This is a genomic window from Citrobacter sp. Awk 4, assembly GCF_028069725.1.
GTDB lineage: Bacteria > Pseudomonadota > Gammaproteobacteria > Enterobacterales > Enterobacteriaceae > Citrobacter_D.
Genome location: NZ_JANEWG010000002.1, coordinates 59904 through 78258 on the forward strand (window position 1 = coordinate 59904; position 18355 = coordinate 78258).

Below are 18355 nucleotides of genomic sequence, written 5' to 3' on the forward strand. Positions count from 1 at the left end.
ACGCCATGTCACTGCAAATTGCACTGGAAAAAGTCCGTTGGTTAACGGCTGGAATACTGGAGTTGAATGGCTGCGATGCGGATATCGCCCAGGATGTCGCTGAACACATGATTGAGGCCGAACGGTATGGTTTTCCCAGCCACGGCGTCACGCTATTACCTAAATATCTTGAGAACATCGCCAGAGGCGATGTGACGCCGAATGCCCGGCCAGAAGCGCTGGTAAGCGAAGGCCATTTGCTGCGTTACCATGCCCATAATGGTTTTGGTCAGCATGCGGCAAAAGTGGCGATGAATGCGGCCATTGAGCGAGCAAAAGAGCATGGATTTTGCCTGCTCACTTTGTGCCACGCGCACCATTTAGGGCGCATGGGACACTTTGGTCAGATGGCGAGCGATAAAGGGCTGGCGATGCTGGCAATGAGCAATGTCACCGGAAGACCGGCGCTGGTCGCTCCCTGGGGGGGAGCGCAAGCCCGCATGACGACCAATCCGTTCTGTTTTGCCTGGCCGTTTAGTGATGGCAGACCGCCGATGCTGGTGGATTTTGCGACCAGCAGTATGGCGTTGAACAAAGCGCGGGTGATGTCTGTCGAGGGTAAACAAACTGAGCCAGGACAGGTGATTGATGCGCAAGGCAATCCCAGCACCGATCCGGGGGTGCTGTTTACCTCGCCATCGGGGGCGCTGTTGCCGTTTGGCGAACATAAAGGCTTTGGTCTGGCGTTGATGATTGAAATGATGGCGGGGATCTTGTCCGGTGGCGATACGATCGCAGAAGATCATCAGGCCGATGGCTCTGCGCATAACCATCTCTTTGCTTTAGTCATTGATCCGGCAAAATTCAGCGATCAGGCGGAGGCGAAAGGGCATTTTTTTGCCGATTACCTGCTGGCGACCCGGCCGCAGCCGGGGGGCAGGCCGGTCATTTACCCTGGGATACCGGAGGCTGAAACACGGGAACGCAACAGCAAAACCATCACGATCCCGGCGGCGTTCTGGTCATGGGTTGTGGAACACTACGCCCGCAAAGGCATTGATTTGGGTCTGCATCCCCAGACGCCTGCGCTAGCTGGTTGATTCCAGCCGATAGAGCTGGGGCTGGATCTGGTGCTTATTCAGTTTGTCATATAACGTCTTGCGCGGCAGTTGCAGTAGCCGCGCAGTCAAACTGACCTGGCCTTCTGTTTGTCGCAGCATATCCTCAATGAGCTTTTTCTCGAACGCATCAATACAGGCGGTCAGACCGCGTTCTTCTTGCTGGGTCATCGGCACTGACTGGTGCTGTGTCAATAATCCTAATACAAAGCGCTCGGCATTGTGTTTCAGTTCCCGCACATTGCCTGGCCAGCTTTGTGATTGCAGCCAGGCAAGCAGCATCGGCGAAATATCAGGGAGGGGGCGATTGTATTTTTGTGCGGCCTGACTGGCGAACCAGTAAAAAAGCTCCGGAATATCTTCCCGGCGCTGGCGCAGAGGGGGAATACTCAGGCTCACCACATTCAGGCGGTAATAAAGGTCAGCGCGAAAATTATTTTCTTCACTCTGGCGTAGCAGATCTTCTTTTGTCGCGGCAATAACGCGGCAGTTCACTGGGACTAACTGGTTGGCGCCAAGTCGCTCAATGGTGCGTTCTTGCAGTACACGTAAAAGTTTTACCTGCATGCCTGGCGGCATACCTTCAATTTCATCCAGAAATAATGTACCGCCGTTAGCGTGTTCTATTTTTCCAATCCGTTTTTTCAGTGCGCCGGTAAATGCGCCGGGCTCATGACCGAAAATTTCACTTTCAAAGAGGGTTTCAGGTAATCCTGCACAGTTTAATGCGACAAACTGACCTTTATGGCGGGTGCTCCAGTGGTGCAACATGCGGGCGACAACTTCTTTGCCACAGCCTGTTTCGCCGTAAATAAGCACATCGGCATCCGTATCCGCGACATTCATGATCATTTTGCGCAATTGCTGCATTTGCGGGCTACGGCCTATCAGAATTGGACCGTTTTCTTGTTGCAGGCGAGTGAGTAATTGCTTGTTCTCTAATACCAGTCGGCGTTTTTCCACCGCCTTTGCAATAATGCTGAGCAATTTATCGGAGCTACAGGGTTTTTCGATAAAATCGCAGGCGCCATTGCGCATGGCTTCAACGGCCATTTCAACATCGCCATGACCCGTGATTAAAATAACGGGGATTTTGGCATCGATTTCAATAATTCGGTTTAATAGCTCTAAACCAGATATACCGGGAAGTCTGACATCGGTGAGTACAATTATATTCGTTTGACTCTCAATGATGGGTAAACTCTGTTCAGCATGAGAACAAGAGATAACGCGATAACCTGCGAGAGTCAGCGTTTGCTCGCAGGCAAAACGCACATCATCGCTGTCTTCAATATAAATAATGGTAATATCGCTGGCATTATTTACCATTGTCTTCTCTCCATTCTGGCCATGATAAAGTAATCATCGCACCACCTTCCGGATGATTACTGGCGTGGATTGTTCCATTCGAGTTTCTGACTATTTCGTTGACAATAGCGAGACCGAGCCCAATACCTCGACGTTTGGTGGTGAAAAACGCTTCAAATATTCGCTCAATAATTTGGGGTGAAAATCCGCAGCCATTGTCTTTCAGTGTGATGATAACGTTATGGTCTTCCTTATAAATTGAAATATCCAGCCGTTTACTTGGCTGATCTTCCATGGCGTCCAGGGCATTGGTTATCAAATTACTAAAGATCTGCTCCAGACCCAATTCATCACAACCGACGAAGAGAGGGCTGGACGGGGTTTTAATCCGGCGTTCAAGATTATTTTTTTCCATGCTGTGATTCAACAGCGCAACTGCGCTGTACATGACTTTAATTACATCTGCAGAACCTTTTGGCACCCGATGGCGGGAGGCGAAGGTTTTTAGTTCCGACATTAATTGAGTCATTCGTTCGATAACGGAAATGATGTATTTGAGATTCTGGTCTGCCTGTGAATACATTTTTTTCGCCAGCATCGTGCGGGCGTTGTCCGTCAGGGCATGGATCGCGGCTAACGGCTGGTTTTGCTCATGGGCGATTTCTGTCGCCATCTGCCCTAAGGCGGCAAGCTTATTGGATTCTGCCAGTTCGCTGCGCGTTAACTGAATAATGTGCTCTGCCTGGCTGCGTTCTTTCATCTCCTGAAGCAACTTTTGGTTTATTGACTCAAGGGCATAAGTTCGTTCTTTAACTTGCATCTCAAGCGTTTCATTTGCCTGAGTTAATAACTGTTGAGCATGCGAGCGCATGCGCCAATATTTGATGATAACCAGTACCAGTAAATACAATATAAAGGTGATTACCAGTGAAATTGCCAATGTCCAGTAGAGATTATCTAGTGGCACAATGATGGTCATCTTCCAGTTGAATTCAGGAATGGAAATGTGCTGGGTATAAAAACGGGGTAATAAACAAAATTGATTTTCTTTCTCTTTTAAAAAAATGAAATTATTGAATTTAAAACAGGGGTAATAGTCGGCAGGTAAAAGATTATTTAAACTGTATTGCCGTGTTAATTGTAATTTTTCTTTTGTCTGAGAAGGTAATGGTTCTAAAGTTCTCATCCGCCATTGTGATTTTGAACTTAAAAATATAATGCTGTGCTCATCACTCACGATAATATTTTCAGGGCCTTCTGCCCATACATTTTCAATGTCGTTAAGACTAATTTTAACGACAACGACGCCGACGATTTTTCCCTCGTGCCTGATACCGGTAGACAGGAAGAATCCTGGGGTATTCGTGGTGCTACCGATACCGTAGAATCTGCCGTTCAGTCCCATCATCGCTTGTTTATAGTAGGGACGATAACTATAGTCCTGACCCACATAACTTCCGGGGGTTTTCCAGTTACTGGAAGCAATTGTTTTTCCTTGCGCATTAAGAATAAATATTGCTGCTGTTTTTAATTGTGTATTGAAATACTCAACATGCTTATTAAGACTCTCCTGAATATTATTATCAGAATGCTCCATAGATTGTTTTATTATATTATCCATCGACAACATATAAGGTAAGATATAATATTGATCTATTGTTGAGTATAATGTTGACTTGTACATTTCTAAACGCATTTTATCAGTGCCGACTAATGTCATAAAACGCATGTGTAAAAATAAAACAGAGACAGTCAGCATTAATAGCAGGAGGAAAATACTTGTGATGTGAAAGCGCCACCTATTTTTTATAATAAAAGAGCATGGTGTTCTCATTAAGTACCCATGGACGTGTAATGATAAATGCGACGAGTATATTCCTTACGCATAGATGATGAGAAATGAAATAGTACCATTGTGTGAGTAAGTGAGCAGAATACTTCAGGTATTGTGTGGTTTATCACACAGGTTGTTATATCGATGAATATTACATTCCGTAACATAAATTAAGGAGCGGATGTGATCATGCTCTTTTTCTATAACAAAACCGGAGATAATTCTTCCCTTAACCCCCCTGGGGGGTTATGGTCGGAGGGTTTTGTTGAGTACTTCCTCAATTTTATAATCATAACTAGCTGACTATTTAGGGAAAAATATGCGCAAGATTACGTTGGCATTGAGCGCCGTTTGTTTATTGTTCACACTAAACGGCCCCGCCGAAGCTCTGGCCTCTTCTCCTTCTCCGTTAAACCCCGGAACCAATGTCGCTAAACTCGCAGAGCAAGCCCCTATTCACTGGGTCTCTGTTGCGCAGATTGAAAACAGTCTGACAGGACGCCCCCCGATGGCGGTCGGATTTGATATTGATGACACCGTGCTGTTTTCCAGCCCAGGCTTCTGGCGCGGCAAAAAAACCTGGTCTCCGGACAGTGAAGATTACCTGAAGAATCCGGCGTTCTGGGAGAAGATGAATAATGGCTGGGATGAGTTCAGCATTCCGAAAGAGGTCGCGCGCCAACTCATTGACATGCACGTTCGCCGCGGCGACAGCATCTTCTTTGTCACCGGACGCAGTCAGACGAAAACAGAAACTGTCTCCAAAACGCTGGCTGATAACTTCCATATTCCGGCAACGGCGATGAATCCGGTGATTTTCGCGGGTGATAAAGCAGGCCAGAACACCAAAACTCAGTGGTTACAAAGTAAAAATATCCTGATGTTCTACGGCGACTCAGATAACGATATCACCGCTGCTCGTGATGTGGGGATTCGTGGTGTTCGTATTCTGCGTGCGTCTAACTCAACCTACAAACCGTTGCCACAGGCGGGTGCGTTTGGTGAAGAAGTGATCGTCAACTCAGAATATTAAAACAGCGGGGGAGCGTTGCGCTTGCCGGTTTGCTGTTTTTTTAAACAAAATTGAGCTGTTCACTTTTACCTTTCGCTGACTTGCTGCACACTGAATAAAAGATGTTCTCAGTGGGCGGCACGCTTGTAAGGGGAATAAAGATGACCAATTCGGAGTTACTGCAATATTGCATGGCAAAAACAGGCGCAGAGCAGAGCGTGCACAGCGACTGGAAGGCCACACAAATTAAAGTGGAAGATGTCCTCTTCGCGATGGTGAAAGAGGTGGAAGAACGTCCTGCAGTCTCTCTGAAAACCAGCCCTGAACTGGCAGAGTTATTGCGCCAGCAACACAGCGACGTGCGTCCCAGTCGACATCTGAACAAAGCGCACTGGAGCACGGTATATCTGGACGGCTCGCTGCCGGATTCGCAGATCTATTACCTGGTTGACGCCTCTTATCAGCAGGCAGTGAACACGTTACCTGAAGAGAAACGCCGGATACTGGCGCAACCCTGAGCCGTTTTGCCGGATGGCGTCGCCAGCGACTTATCCGGCCTACAGGATATGTGCCCGTAGGCCTGATAAGCGCAGCGCCATCGGGCATGATTACAGCATCGGTTTGAGGAAACGGGCAGTGTGTGAGGCTTCGCACTCTGCAACGGTTTCTGGCGTACCGGAAACGAGGATTTCCCCGCCGCCGCTGCCGCCTTCCGGGCCTAAATCGACAATCCAGTCCGCCGTCTTAATCACGTCCAGATTGTGCTCAATCACCACAATGGTGTTGCCCTGATCACGCAACTGATGCAGCACGTCCAGCAACTGCTGGATATCCGCAAAGTGCAGACCCGTCGTTGGTTCATCCAGAATATAAAGTGTCTGCCCGGTGCCGCGTTTGGATAACTCGCGCGCCAGTTTCACACGCTGCGCTTCACCACCGGAGAGCGTCGTCGCCGACTGACCGAGACGAATGTAGGTCAGGCCAACATCCATCAGAGTTTGCAACTTACGCGCCAGCGCCGGAACGGCATCAAAAAACTCGCGTGCCTCTTCGATGGTCATATCCAGCACTTCGTGGATGGTCTTGCCTTTGTACTTAATCTCCAGCGTTTCGCGGTTGTAGCGTTTACCTTTGCACTGGTCGCACGGCACATAGATATCCGGCAGGAAGTGCATTTCGACTTTGATCACGCCATCGCCCTGACAGGCTTCGCAGCGCCCGCCACGCACGTTAAAGCTAAATCGTCCTGGCGTATACCCGCGCGAGCGTGATTCCGGTACACCGGCAAACAGTTCACGTACGGGGGTAAACACGCCGGTATAGGTCGCCGGGTTGGAACGCGGTGTACGGCCAATTGGGCTTTGGTCGATGTCGATGACCTTATCAAAATGCTCAAGACCCTGAATATCGCGATACGGCGCGGGTTCAGCAAGCGTTGCGCCATTCAATTGCGTTTGCGCAATCGGGAACAACGTGTCGTTAATCAATGTGGATTTACCGGAACCGGAAACGCCGGTAATGCAGGTAAACAGACCCACGGGCAGCGTCAGCGTCACGTCTTTCAGGTTGTTGCCTCGCGCGCCCGTCAGTCTCAGCACTTTCTCCGGGTCCGCCGCAACGCGCTGTTTTGGTACTGCAATCTTACGTTTACCGCTCATGTACTGGCCGGTGAGAGATTCCGGAACCGCCATGATATCGTCGAGCGTGCCTTCTGCGACCACCTGACCGCCATGAACCCCTGCGCCAGGACCGATATCGATCACATGGTCTGCGGCCCGAATCGCATCTTCGTCGTGTTCTACGACGATAACGGTGTTACCAAGATTACGCAGATGGACAAGCGTTCCCAGCAGACGTTCGTTGTCACGCTGATGCAAACCAATCGACGGTTCATCCAGCACGTACATCACGCCGACTAACCCCGCGCCAATCTGGCTCGCCAGACGGATACGCTGTGCTTCGCCGCCGGAAAGCGTCTCCGCAGAACGGGAAAGCGTCAGGTAATTCAGGCCGACGTTGACGAGGAACTTGAGGCGATCGCCGATCTCTTTAAGGATTTTCTCTGCGATCTTCGCCCGCTGACCGGCGAGTTTGAGGTTGTTGAAGAAGTCCATCGCATGGCCGATGCTCATGTCGGAAATCGCAGGCAGCGGTGTGTTTTCAACAAACACATGACGTGCTTCACGACGCAGGCGCGTACCTTCACAACTGGCGCACGGGCGGTTGCTGATGAATTTAGCCAGCTCTTCGCGTACCGCACTGGATTCCGTCTCTTTATAACGTCGTTCCATATTGTGCAGCACGCCTTCGAACGGATGGCGACGGACTGAGGTATCACCGCGATCGTTCATGTACTTAAATTCAATGTTCTCTTTACCCGAACCGTACAGCACGACTTTGTGAACATTCGCACTCAGGCTGGCCCACGGCGCATCCACATCGAACTTGTAGTGCTCAGCCAGTGATTTCAGCATCTGGAAATAATAGAAATTACGACGGTCCCAGCCGCGGATAGCGCCGCCTGCCAGCGACAACTCGGGATTCTGGATAACCCGGTCGGGATCGAAATATTGTTGTACGCCAAGACCGTCGCAGGTCGGGCAGGCGCCCGCCGGGTTATTGAATGAAAACAACCGGGGTTCCAGTTCGCGCATACTGTAGCCGCAAATCGGACAGGCGAAGTTGGCGGAGAAGAGCAACTCTTCCGCTTTTGGATCGTCCATGTCGGCCACCACCGCCGTACCGCCGGAAAGCTCCAGCGCCGTTTCAAACGATTCGGCCAGCCGTTGGGACAGATCGTCGCGCACTTTGAAGCGGTCAATCACCACCTCAATGGTGTGTTTCTTTTGCAGTTCCAGTTTTGGCGGGTCGGAGAGATCGCACACTTCGCCGTCAATACGGGCGCGAATGTAGCCCTGGCTCGCCAGATTCTCCAGCGTTTTGGTGTGTTCGCCTTTACGCTCTTTGATCACCGGCGCCAGCAGCATCAGGCGCTTTCCCTCTGGCTGCGACAACACGTTATCCACCATCTGGCTGACGGTCTGGGCCGCCAGCGGAACATCGTGGTCCGGGCAGCGCGGCTCACCGACGCGGGCGAACAACAGACGCAGGTAGTCGTGGATTTCGGTAATTGTCCCTACCGTGGAGCGCGGGTTGTGGGACGTCGATTTCTGTTCAATTGAGATGGCGGGCGACAGCCCTTCAATATGGTCGACGTCCGGTTTTTCCATCAGCGACAGAAACTGACGCGCATACGCGGAAAGGGATTCAACGTAACGACGCTGCCCCTCGGCATACAAGGTGTCGAAAGCGAGCGAGGATTTGCCAGAACCTGAAAGCCCGGTCACGACAATTAATTTGTCGCGGGGGATGACGAGGTTGATGTTTTTGAGATTATGGGTGCGGGCGCCCCGAACTTCGATCTTATCCATTCACCTTTCCCGGATTAAACGCTTTTTGCCCGGTCGCATGGAGCCACCGGTGACTACAAACGGTTAATTATGACACAATAAAACCTGAATGGATATCCAGTATTGGAATGCAAAACGCAGGTGCCTGTGCAACAATGTCTGGCTGAGGTTGTTGACCGGAATCGACCTCGCAACGTAGTAAAAGCGCTATTGGAAATGCTACAATCCCGCGCTTACACTTATTAAGAAACGTTTTTCAGGAGACACGATCATGGCCAGCAGAGGCGTAAACAAGGTGATTCTCGTCGGTAATCTGGGCCAGGACCCGGAAGTACGCTATATGCCAAATGGTGGCGCAGTTGCCAACATTACGCTGGCTACTTCCGAATCCTGGCGTGATAAAGCGACCGGTGAGATGAAAGAGCAGACCGAATGGCACCGTGTTGTGCTGTTTGGCAAACTGGCGGAAGTGGCCAGTGAATACCTGCGTAAAGGTTCTCAGGTCTATATTGAAGGTCAGTTGCGTACCCGTAAATGGACCGATCAGTCCGGCGTAGAAAAATACACGACGGAAGTGGTGGTTAACGTCGGCGGCACCATGCAGATGCTGGGTGGCCGTCAGGGTGGCGGTGCTCCGGCAGGTGGAAGTGCTGGTGGTCAGCAGCAGGGTGGTTGGGGTCAGCCTCAACAGCCTCAGGGCGGCAATCAGTTCAGCGGCGGCGCACAGTCTCGTCCGCAGCAGTCTGCGCCTGCACCGTCTAACGAACCGCCGATGGATTTCGATGACGACATCCCGTTCTGATATTAATAGGTCAATACGGTAACGTGTTTTCTGCAACCCCCTGTCTCGACAGGGGGTTTTTTATTGCCTAATAAAAAGCCTCCACAAAGGAGGCTCTTCTCAACGTCAGACTAATACCATCGGCCACTCGGGGGGCGTATGGCTCATCACCTCTACCATCACTGATTCGATATTGCTCCAGATGGTCGAGATATCCACCAGAGTAATACCAAGCAAACCGGTAGCAAACCAACAGGCGGAGGCCACGCCCAGTGCGCTACTGATGACAGACAGCCCAACCGCGTCTGATTTACGAAACTGAATATTCAGCGTGCTGGCTAAAAACATGAGCACGGCGCTCAGCAATTGCCAGCGGAGAAGAACCACGCCAGTGGTGATGGTTGCCATGAAACGAATCCTCTGAGAGTAGCTGCTGCCCTGGACAGCACGGTGTTGTTCACGGGAGACGTGGTGCACTCTGGCTATCGGCGGGCTGTGAGAACAAGATTTAATGAAACGTTGTTTTTGTTTCATTTGTTTTGTGAACTATATCACATTGAGTGATTTGTTCGCCAGCGTGGGACACCCTTTTTTGTCTGTTTTATATCCACATAAAACACATGGTAAATAAGGGGGGAGGCATTCTGGTGGTCATGTTTCAGGCTGAATGCGCTGTTACTCTAATTATTTTGCGCCGAGCTTTGGAAAATAAAGATGTATCTTTATTACTCGTTTATATTTTTAGTAAAATTAACCATTCAGAAAAGTTAACGAAATTTTTTTAAAATACGCATGTCATTTTTATAAGAAAAATCCGAATCCTTGCTGGGCGCGTATTCCTTAATAAAAATAAGCGTAACTTTAAGTTTACCTTACGGGAAAATATTATCATCATCCGTCAATATCAGACTTTTACTAAGAAAAGTCTGTTGCTAATGTTGATAGATTCATGCAATTTAATCACCTGTTTGTTATAGACTCGACGTGCTTCAAGTTGCATGTGCGACGGCAGCATTCGTTACCCCGGTCATTGCGTTTTGTTAGTCGCCTGGGTTCGCTTTTACGTGCCGCGTCACTACGCGTTGTCATGCAACTCGAATTATTGAGCCAGAACATCCAGCCTGATGATTACAGTCACACAAACTGCAGGGAAATAGGGCTGAAATGAATCGTAGCGCGCACAGCAAGATGCTGAAGTTCCTCGGAACAATCATGGTGGCATTGCTCCCCGTGATGCTGGCGCTATGGTTCGCTCACGGACGCGCGGTATCAGAAACGCATAACCAGCTTCACTCTTTTGCACAACTGGCGTTAGATAAAACAGAGCTGGTGATCTTACAGGCCGATTTAGCACGTGACGCCGCAGAACAGTATCATGGCAAAGCATGCACTTCTGCGCATCAGCAACGTATGCTGAATATTATTCGTGGTCGCTTGTATATTAGCGAGCTAATTTATGCCCAGGGCGATCATTTTTTGTGTTCGACCGTTATGGCGCCCGCCAGCCCTTATATTATTCCCTCTGCTAATTATCAACGAAAACCTGATACCGCTATTTATTACTATCGCGATACCCCTTTTTTTGCAGGCTATAAAATGACGTATATGCAAAGAGGAAACTATGTAGCGGTGATAAATCCGTTATCTTACAGTGAAGTGATGTCTGACGATCAGTCCCTGGCCTGGGGGGTGTATGATACGGTCACCGAATCATTTTTCTCTGTCAGTGAGTGGGCCAATGTTGAACAATTACTCCCGATGATACGTCGTGATAAATTAGTTTTTCAGGAGGACAATCGTTTCTACACTATTGTGCATTCCGAAAAACGCCCGATAGCGGTGATTGTTTCGACTTCAAGCGCTCGTTTTTACCAGAACCTATATCACCAGGCCACCCTGACATTACCGTTAGGCATTATCTGTAGCATTATTTTGCTATTGATGGGGTGGCGTACCCGCCGGGAATATCACTCTCCCCGCCGTTTGCTGCAGCGTGCGATTGATAAACGTCAGCTCTGTGTGCATTACCAGCCGATCATTGATGTCAAAAATGAAAAATGCGTCGGTGCGGAGGCGCTGTTGCGCTGGCCGGGATGTGAAGGTCAGGTCATGAGCCCCACGGAGTTTATCCAACTGGCAGAAAAAGAGGGCATGATTGAACAGCTTACGGATTACGTCGTAGAGGGGGTGTTCAATGATTTGGGCCATTTCCTGGCGCGGCATCCCCATCTGTATATTTCGATCAACCTCTCGGCTTCCGACTTTCACTCCTCGCGCCTGATTGCGTTAATCGCTGACAAAGCACGCCAGCATTCGGTGCTTGCGCAACAAATTAAAGTGGAAGTGACGGAGCGCGGATTTATTGATGTGCCCAAAATGACGCCGGTAATTCAGGCGTTTCGTCAGGCCGGATACGAAGTCGCCATTGATGATTTCGGCACGGGGTATTCGAACTTACACAATCTGTATTCGTTGAATGTCGACATTCTGAAGATCGACAAATCGTTTGTTGATACGTTGACCACCAATAGTACCAGCCATCTTATCGCGGAACATATTATTGAGATGGCGCAAAGCCTGCGCCTGAAGACCATTGCGGAAGGTGTGGAGACGGCGGAGCAGGTCACCTGGCTGCTTAAGCGCGGCGTCCATTATTGTCAGGGATGGCACTTTGCGAAAGCGCTACCGCCGCAAGAGTTCATGCAATGGTTGCAACGACCGCCCGTGAGCATGATGCAGCACGAGCAGTAACGTTACAGGCTATGGCGGTAGTCGCTGGGGGTGCGATCAAACTCACGGCGGAAGACGCGCGAAAAGGTTTGTTGCGACACATATCCCAGATCCATCGCAATATCAAAAATCGGGCGCTCGGTCGTTCGGAGTTCCACGGCAGCCAGCAGGAGCCGACGCTGGCGAATATAGTCGCCCAACGTCTGGCGCATCACCGTTCGGAACATTCGCTGTAAGTACCATTTCGAATAACCTGATTTTTTTGCGACCACATCAATGTTCAGCGGTTGGTCGATATGTTCATCAATCCATTCAATAAGGGTTTGAATAATCTGCTGATGGGACATATTGCTGCCTCTTTCTCAGTGTTCAATTCGTCGTTTTGTCTGCGGGCGAGTATAATTCCTCAAGTTAACTTGAGGTAAAGCGATTTTATGGAAAAGAAATTACCCCGCATTAAAGCCCTTTTGACGCCGGGCGAGGTGGCGAAGCGTAGCGGCGTGGCGGTATCCGCTTTGCACTTTTACGAAAGCAAAGGGTTGATCAGCAGTATTCGCAACAGCGGCAACCAGCGACGATATAAACGCGATGTGCTGCGTTATGTGGCGATCATTAAAATTGCGCAGCGAATTGGCATTCCCCTGTCGACCATTGGCGAGGCGCTGGGCGTGCTGCCGGAAGGGCATACGCTGAGCGCAAAAGAGTGGCGGCAGCTTTCATCCCAGTGGCGTGAGGAACTGGACAGGCGAATCCACACGCTGGTGGCGTTGCGTGATGAGCTGGACGGTTGTATTGGCTGCGGTTGCCTTTCACGTAGTGACTGCCCATTGCGTAACCCAGGCGATCAGTTGGGTGAGCAGGGGACGGGCGCGCGATTGCTGGAAGATGATTAAAAAGTTCGTGTTTACCTGGCGGCGCGATGCTTTTCAGGGTTGTCATTGACGCGCTTTTGCAGGACGGAAAACGCGCGCTTCAGCAATAAAAGGACAAAACTAAAGCGCCACAGGAGGGCGCTTTAGTTTGTTTCCGGTCTTTGTCTTTCACTCTATCCCGCTGGTTCACGGGAGGGTTTCCCCCGACGTCAACACCCCTCAGTCGAGCACGTGGTGGAGGTTCCGGTCTGTGTTGATACTGTAATTGTATGCCACAACCGCAGGTTTGCCACTGTTATGCCGATTATTTAGCCGAAATTTTTACGCCATCTTCGACAATTTTCTATAGTTAATTGGAATGAATAACAGGAGGCAAACATGCTGACAGTACATCACTTGAATCAGTCCCGATCCCAGCGCGTACTGTGGGCACTAGAGGAGTTATCGCTGCCGTACCAGATTGTTCGTTATCAGCGTGAAAAGACGATGCTGGCACCACCGGCGCTGAAAAAAATCCACCCTCTTGGTAAATCCCCGGTGATTGAAGACAACGGCGCCATCCTCGCTGAATCCGGGGCAATACTGGAGTATTTGCAGGAAACCTATGACAGCGCAGGGCACTTTAAACCGGTTGATAGTGAACAGAAACGGCAGTACCGGTTCTGGCTTCATTATGCTGAAGGGTCGCTGATGCCGTTGCTTCTGATGAAACTGGTTTTTGTGAGCCTCGGTAAACCTCCCGTCCCCTTTGGGTTGCGTACGCTGGGCGGCGTGCTGGGACAAGGGGTGCAAAAAGCCTGGCTCAATCCGCAACTGGAAACGCACGCCCGCTATATTGATGCGCATCTGGCGGGACGCCCCTGGTTTGCCGGAGAGCATATCAGCATGGCGGACATTCAAATGAGCTTCCCGCTGTTTGCGCTGCTTGCCAGAAGCGGGATTGATGACCTGACGCACATCAGCGCCTGGAAAACACGGGTGGAGACGCGACCCGCCTGGCAGCGTGCGATTGATCAGGGAGGCGCATTTGAGATCCCCGGTGGGTAAAACGGCATCGGATTGTTTTTTATTCAACCGGGAAAAAATTGTTATCAGATTGCGCATTGACGATAACGTTTGCGCATCGATTGTTGGTTTCTTCACCATTCTAAAAAGAAATGCGTAAAAAGGGACAAAGTTCAGTTGAAAACCCCCGTAGAATCGCTGGATAATCGTTTGCTTTTTTTTACTACCCGTTTTGTATGCGCGGAGCTAAACGTTTGCTTTTTTGCGACACCCCTATTGTCGCAAACGTAGCACATGGAGATGACGTTTCGCTGGCAGTGGATTGTCCACCACGCATATCGACGAAAAATAAACTCTCAGGGGATGTTTTCTATGTCTACGCCTTCAGCGCGTACCGGCGGTTCACTCGACGCCTGGTTTAAAATTTCACACCGCGGAAGTACCGTCCGTCAGGAAGTGGTTGCCGGATTAACGACGTTTCTGGCGATGGTCTACTCTGTGATCGTCGTTCCGGGGATGCTGGGTAAAGCAGGATTCCCGCCCGCCGCTGTATTTGTGGCGACCTGTCTGGTGGCGGGTATTGGTTCGATTGTGATGGGTCTGTGGGCGAATCTGCCGTTGGCCATTGGCTGTGCGATTTCTCTGACCGCCTTCACCGCGTTTAGTCTGGTGCTGGGCCAGCACATCAGCGTACCGGTCGCGCTTGGCGCGGTGTTCCTGATGGGCGTTCTGTTTACGGTTATCTCTGCAACGGGTATCCGTAGTTGGATCCTGCGAAACCTGCCGCAAGGTGTGGCGCACGGGACCGGTATTGGTATCGGCCTGTTCCTGCTGTTGATTGCCGCGAACGGCGTGGGTCTGGTTATTAAGAATCCGCTGGACGGTCTGCCGGTTGCGCTGGGTCATTTTGACTCCTTCCCGGTGATCATGTCGCTGATTGGCCTGGCGGTGATTATCGGTCTGGAAAAACTGAAAGTGCCTGGCGGCATCCTGCTCACCATCATCGGTATTTCCGTTGTGGGCCTGATCTTCGACCCGAACGTGCATTTCTCCGGTATTTTCGCCATGCCTTCTCTGAGCGATGAAAACGGCAACTCGCTGATTGGCAGTCTGGATATTATGGGCGCGCTGAACCCTGTTGTGCTACCGAGCGTACTGGCGTTAGTGATGACGGCGGTGTTTGATGCCACAGGCACGATCCGCGCGGTCGCCGGTCAGGCAAACCTGCTGGATAAAGACGGGCAGATTATCGACGGCGGCAAAGCGCTGACCACGGACTCCCTGAGCAGCGTCTTCTCCGGGCTGGTCGGTGCGGCTCCGGCGGCGGTGTACATTGAATCCGCAGCGGGTACGGCGGCAGGCGGGAAAACCGGCCTGACGGCCATTACCGTTGGCGTACTGTTCCTGTTTATCCTGTTCCTTTCTCCGCTCTCTTATCTGGTGCCGGTCTATGCAACCGCGCCAGCGCTGATGTATGTCGGTCTGCTGATGCTCAGCAACGTGGGCAAAATCGACTTTGCTGATTTTGTCGATGCGATGGCAGGACTGGTCACGGCGGTGTTTATCGTTCTGACCTGCAACATCGTAACCGGCATTATGATCGGTTTTGCGACGCTGGTGATCGGTCGTCTGGTCTCGGGTGAATGGCGTAAGCTGAACATCGGTACGGTGGTGATCGCGGTGGCGCTGGTCGTATTTTATGCAGGCGGCTGGGCTATCTGATCCTGTCGAACCCTCTAAAAACGGGTGGCTTTTGCCGCCCGTTTTTATTTTTGGGGCACATCCCATTGTCTTTTGCGTTACCCTGAGGAAGATAGAAGTGAGGCACGACGCCTTCTCAGTACTTATCATAAGAAACATCGCAAACAGGGATCGCATGGAAATTTTCTTCACGATACTCATTATGACCCTTGTGGTCTCGCTGTCCGGGGTAGTGACGCGCGTATTACCCTTCCAACTCCCTCTCCCCCTCATGCAGATCGCCGTTGGCGCATTGCTGGCGTGGCCAACGTTTGGTTTGCATGTGGAATTTGACCCGGAACTGTTCCTGGTTCTCTTTATACCGCCACTGCTGTTTGCGGATGGCTGGAAGACGCCGACCCGCGAATTCCTTGAGCACGGACGAGAGATTTTGGGGCTGGCGCTGGCGTTAGTGATCGTCACGGTGATCGGGATTGGTTTTATGATCTACTGGCTGGTGCCCGGCATTCCGCTGATACCGGCCTTTGCGCTGGCGGCGGTCCTGTCGCCGACCGATGCGGTGGCGCTCTCCGGAATTGTGGGTGAAGGGCGTATCCCGAAAAAAATTATGGGCATCCTGCAGGGCGAAGCGTTGATGAATGACGCCTCTGGCCTGGTGTCGTTAAAGTTTGCGGTGGCCGTGGCGATGGGCACGATGGTGTTTACCGTCGGCGGCGCAACGGTAGAGTTCTTTAAGGTGGCGGCTGGCGGGATTCTGGCGGGGTTTGTGGTCAGCTGGCTCTATGGTCGCTCTCTGCGTTTTCTGAGTCGCTGGGGTGGCGATGAACCGGCAACGCAAATCGTTCTGCTGTTCCTGCTGCCGTTTGCGTCCTACCTGATTGCGGAACATATTGGCGTGTCCGGTATTCTGGCGGCGGTGGCGGCCGGGATGACCATCACCCGTTCTGGTGTGATGCGCCGTGCGCCGCTGGCGATGCGTTTGCGTGCTAACAGTACCTGGGCGATGCTGGAGTTTGTGTTTAACGGCATGGTCTTCCTGTTGTTGGGGCTGCAATTGCCGGGCATTCTGGAATCTTCGCTGGTGGCGGCAGAAGCCGATCCAAACGTCGAAATGTGGATGCTGTTTACCGATATTGTGCTGATTTACGTGGCGCTGATGTTGGTACGCTTTGGCTGGTTGTGGACGATGAAAAATTTCAGCCAGCGCTTCCTGAAGAAAAAACCGATGGAGTTTGGCTCCTGGACGACGCGTGAGATTTTGATTGCCTCTTTTGCTGGTGTTCGTGGGGCGATCACGCTGGCGGGTGTTCTTTCTATCCCGCTGCTGCTGCCGGATGGCAGCGTCTTTCCCGCACGCTATGAACTCATCTTTTTGGCCGCAGGGGTGATTTTATTCTCGCTGTTTGTCGGTGTGGTGATGCTGCCGATTCTGCTGCAACATCTGGAAGTGGCCGACCACTCTCAGCAGCAAAAAGAGATACGGATTGCGCGGGCAGCGACGGCTGAGGTGGCGATTGTCGCCATCCAGAAAATGGAAGAGCGTCTGGCGGCGGATAGTGAAGAGAACATCGATAACCAGTTGCTGACGGAGGTCAGTTCCCGCGTAATTGGTAATTTGCGCCGTCGTGCCGATGGGCGTAATGATGTCGAAAGTTCAATGCAGGAAGAAAACCTTGAGCGGCGATTCCGTCTGGCGGCATTACGCTCCGAACGCGCCGAGTTATATCACCTGCGCGCCACGCGCGAGATCAGCAATGAAACGTTGCAGAAACTGCTGCACGATCTCGATTTGCTGGAAGCGCTGCTGATCGAAAATCAATAAGTCTCGTGTTGCCCGGTGGCGTTCGCTTACCGGGCCTACAGGGCATGCACATCCGGAACGATGCGCAGGTGCTCGTGCCTGATGGCGCTTCGCTTATCAGGCCTACAATATCTGTTGGGCTCTTCGTAGGCCGGATAAGGCGCGAGCGCCGCCATCCGGCAACCCGCTTTGCGAGCCGCATTCCTGAATGGATCTGGCTATCTTGCTGCTTCCCCCTGATCCTCCTATGTTGCGAAAGAAGGAGGGAATATGTCTGACTATCGGCGCAACTATATTAACGGTGGGACATGGTTTTTCACGGTTAACCTGCGCAATCGCAAGAGCCATCTTTTGACAACGCAAATCACTGCGCTTCTCGATGCCATTTGGGTGGTTAAAAGAAATAAGTCATTTCACATCAATGCCTGGGTCATCTTGCCTGAGCATATGCACTGTATCTGGACGTTGCCTGACAACGAATATGACTTTTCCTGCCGTTGGCGAGAGATTAAAAAACGATTCAGTAAGACACTGCGCTTAAACCAGATCTGGCAACCGCGATTCTGGGAACACACCCTCCGGGATGAACGTGATTACCATCACCACATTGATTATATTTATCTCAATCCCATTAAACATGGCTGGGTTAAGCAGGTGAATGAATGGCCTTTTTCCTCGTTTCATCGCGATGTGAATCTTGGTTTGTATCCAGAAAACTGGGCCGGTGAAGTGACTGACTTATGTGCAGGTGAACGTGCCTGATGGCGCTGCGCTTATCAGGCCTACGCGTCCTGCCTGTGTGCC

Annotated in this window: 15 protein-coding genes; 10 read left to right on the forward strand and 5 right to left on the reverse strand. The window is 51.1% G+C overall.

Features of this window, described 5'->3' with window-relative positions; translation table 11 throughout:
* Positions 1-5 precede the first annotated feature (5 nt).
* A complete protein-coding gene (locus NNO04_RS01015; RefSeq protein ID WP_271443081.1) occupies positions 6-1079 on the forward strand; it encodes an Ldh family oxidoreductase in 1074 nt (357 codons plus the stop codon).
* Here NNO04_RS01015 and NNO04_RS01020 read toward each other — a convergent pair.
* Both NNO04_RS01020 and NNO04_RS01025 read right to left on the reverse strand, forming a co-directional pair.
* Positions 1068-2426 carry a sigma-54-dependent transcriptional regulator gene (locus tag NNO04_RS01020; protein WP_271443082.1) on the reverse strand — a complete coding sequence of 453 codons (1359 nt, stop codon included), beginning with the start codon at positions 2424-2426 and terminating at the stop codon, positions 1068-1070. The two genes, NNO04_RS01015 and NNO04_RS01020, sit on opposite strands and share 12 nt — an antisense overlap.
* The gene (locus NNO04_RS01025; protein ID WP_442870719.1) at positions 2416-4164 is read right to left on the reverse strand and encodes an ATP-binding protein; all 1749 of its coding nucleotides are present in this window, start codon (positions 4162-4164) and stop codon (positions 2416-2418) included. Before NNO04_RS01025 ends, NNO04_RS01020 begins: the two co-directional genes overlap by 11 nt.
* A gap of 394 nt (positions 4165-4558) precedes the next feature.
* On the opposite strand from NNO04_RS01025, the gene aphA reads away from it, so the two are divergent.
* Both aphA and NNO04_RS01035 read left to right on the forward strand, forming a co-directional pair.
* A complete protein-coding gene (gene aphA, locus NNO04_RS01030; protein WP_271443084.1) occupies positions 4559-5272 on the forward strand; it encodes an acid phosphatase AphA in 714 nt (237 codons plus the stop codon).
* Between the two features lie 140 nt (positions 5273-5412).
* Complete coding sequence (locus NNO04_RS01035) at positions 5413-5769, forward strand: MmcQ/YjbR family DNA-binding protein (protein WP_271443085.1); 357 nt, start codon at positions 5413-5415, stop codon at positions 5767-5769.
* A 90-nt stretch (positions 5770-5859) separates the two neighbouring features.
* Here the strand turns inward: NNO04_RS01035 and uvrA are convergent, their stop codons facing one another.
* Positions 5860-8682 (reverse strand): excinuclease ABC subunit UvrA, encoded by a 2823-nt coding sequence (uvrA, locus tag NNO04_RS01040; protein WP_271443086.1) that lies wholly within the window; start codon positions 8680-8682, stop codon positions 5860-5862.
* A 250-nt stretch (positions 8683-8932) separates the two neighbouring features.
* On the opposite strand from uvrA, the gene ssb1 reads away from it, so the two are divergent.
* Complete coding sequence (gene ssb1 / locus NNO04_RS01045) at positions 8933-9463, forward strand: single-stranded DNA-binding protein SSB1 (RefSeq protein WP_192613760.1); 531 nt, start codon at positions 8933-8935, stop codon at positions 9461-9463.
* Positions 9464-9568: 105 nt separating this feature from the next.
* Here ssb1 and NNO04_RS01050 read toward each other — a convergent pair whose 3' ends face one another.
* Positions 9569-9850, reverse strand: a complete 282-nt coding sequence (locus NNO04_RS01050; RefSeq protein ID WP_271443087.1) for a YjcB family protein — start codon at positions 9848-9850, stop codon at positions 9569-9571.
* Between the two features lie 756 nt (positions 9851-10606).
* On the opposite strand from NNO04_RS01050, the gene NNO04_RS01055 reads away from it, so the two are divergent.
* Positions 10607-12193 (forward strand): EAL domain-containing protein, encoded by a 1587-nt coding sequence (locus NNO04_RS01055; protein ID WP_271443088.1) that lies wholly within the window; start codon positions 10607-10609, stop codon positions 12191-12193.
* Positions 12194-12195: 2 nt separating this feature from the next.
* Here the strand turns inward: NNO04_RS01055 and soxS are convergent, their stop codons facing one another.
* Positions 12196-12519, reverse strand: coding sequence for a superoxide response transcriptional regulator SoxS (soxS, locus tag NNO04_RS01060; protein ID WP_162381798.1), 324 nt, complete (start codon positions 12517-12519; stop codon positions 12196-12198).
* Between the two features lie 87 nt (positions 12520-12606).
* Here soxS and soxR point away from each other — a divergent pair, with 87 nt between their 5' ends.
* The 5 genes from soxR (at position 12607) to NNO04_RS01085 (ending at position 18313) form a co-directional block, all read left to right on the forward strand.
* Positions 12607-13065, forward strand: a complete 459-nt coding sequence (gene soxR / locus NNO04_RS01065) for a redox-sensitive transcriptional activator SoxR (RefSeq protein ID WP_271443089.1) — start codon at positions 12607-12609, stop codon at positions 13063-13065.
* Between the two features lie 357 nt (positions 13066-13422).
* Positions 13423-14091, forward strand: a complete 669-nt coding sequence (locus tag NNO04_RS01070) for a glutathione S-transferase family protein (protein ID WP_271443090.1) — start codon at positions 13423-13425, stop codon at positions 14089-14091.
* A 330-nt stretch (positions 14092-14421) separates the two neighbouring features.
* Positions 14422-15771, forward strand: a complete 1350-nt coding sequence (gene ghxP, locus NNO04_RS01075; RefSeq protein ID WP_271443091.1) for a guanine/hypoxanthine transporter GhxP — start codon at positions 14422-14424, stop codon at positions 15769-15771.
* 154 nt (positions 15772-15925) lie between these two features.
* Complete coding sequence (locus NNO04_RS01080) at positions 15926-17572, forward strand: Na+/H+ antiporter (RefSeq protein ID WP_271443092.1); 1647 nt, start codon at positions 15926-15928, stop codon at positions 17570-17572.
* A gap of 249 nt (positions 17573-17821) precedes the next feature.
* Positions 17822-18313, forward strand: a complete 492-nt coding sequence (locus tag NNO04_RS01085; RefSeq protein ID WP_271443093.1) for an REP-associated tyrosine transposase — start codon at positions 17822-17824, stop codon at positions 18311-18313.
* The last annotated feature ends 42 nt before the right edge of the window (positions 18314-18355 follow it).

What these genes read in the sequence shown, in the direction of transcription:
- NNO04_RS01015 (WP_271443081.1), top strand. Translation starts at nt 6, where the DNA reads ATGTCACTGCAAATTGCACTGGAAAAAGTCCGTTGGTTAACGGCTGGA.
- NNO04_RS01020 (WP_271443082.1), bottom strand. Translation starts at nt 2,426, where the DNA reads ATGGTAAATAATGCCAGCGATATTACCATTATTTATATTGAAGACAGC.
- NNO04_RS01025 (WP_442870719.1), bottom strand. Translation starts at nt 4,164, where the DNA reads ATGCTGACTGTCTCTGTTTTATTTTTACACATGCGTTTTATGACATTA.
- aphA (WP_271443084.1), top strand. Translation starts at nt 4,559, where the DNA reads ATGCGCAAGATTACGTTGGCATTGAGCGCCGTTTGTTTATTGTTCACA.
- NNO04_RS01035 (WP_271443085.1), top strand. Translation starts at nt 5,413, where the DNA reads ATGACCAATTCGGAGTTACTGCAATATTGCATGGCAAAAACAGGCGCA.
- uvrA (WP_271443086.1), bottom strand. Translation starts at nt 8,682, where the DNA reads ATGGATAAGATCGAAGTTCGGGGCGCCCGCACCCATAATCTCAAAAAC.
- ssb1 (WP_192613760.1), top strand. Translation starts at nt 8,933, where the DNA reads ATGGCCAGCAGAGGCGTAAACAAGGTGATTCTCGTCGGTAATCTGGGC.
- NNO04_RS01050 (WP_271443087.1), bottom strand. Translation starts at nt 9,850, where the DNA reads ATGGCAACCATCACCACTGGCGTGGTTCTTCTCCGCTGGCAATTGCTG.
- NNO04_RS01055 (WP_271443088.1), top strand. Translation starts at nt 10,607, where the DNA reads ATGAATCGTAGCGCGCACAGCAAGATGCTGAAGTTCCTCGGAACAATC.
- soxS (WP_162381798.1), bottom strand. Translation starts at nt 12,519, where the DNA reads ATGTCCCATCAGCAGATTATTCAAACCCTTATTGAATGGATTGATGAA.
- soxR (WP_271443089.1), top strand. Translation starts at nt 12,607, where the DNA reads ATGGAAAAGAAATTACCCCGCATTAAAGCCCTTTTGACGCCGGGCGAG.
- NNO04_RS01070 (WP_271443090.1), top strand. Translation starts at nt 13,423, where the DNA reads ATGCTGACAGTACATCACTTGAATCAGTCCCGATCCCAGCGCGTACTG.
- ghxP (WP_271443091.1), top strand. Translation starts at nt 14,422, where the DNA reads ATGTCTACGCCTTCAGCGCGTACCGGCGGTTCACTCGACGCCTGGTTT.
- NNO04_RS01080 (WP_271443092.1), top strand. Translation starts at nt 15,926, where the DNA reads ATGGAAATTTTCTTCACGATACTCATTATGACCCTTGTGGTCTCGCTG.
- NNO04_RS01085 (WP_271443093.1), top strand. Translation starts at nt 17,822, where the DNA reads ATGTCTGACTATCGGCGCAACTATATTAACGGTGGGACATGGTTTTTC.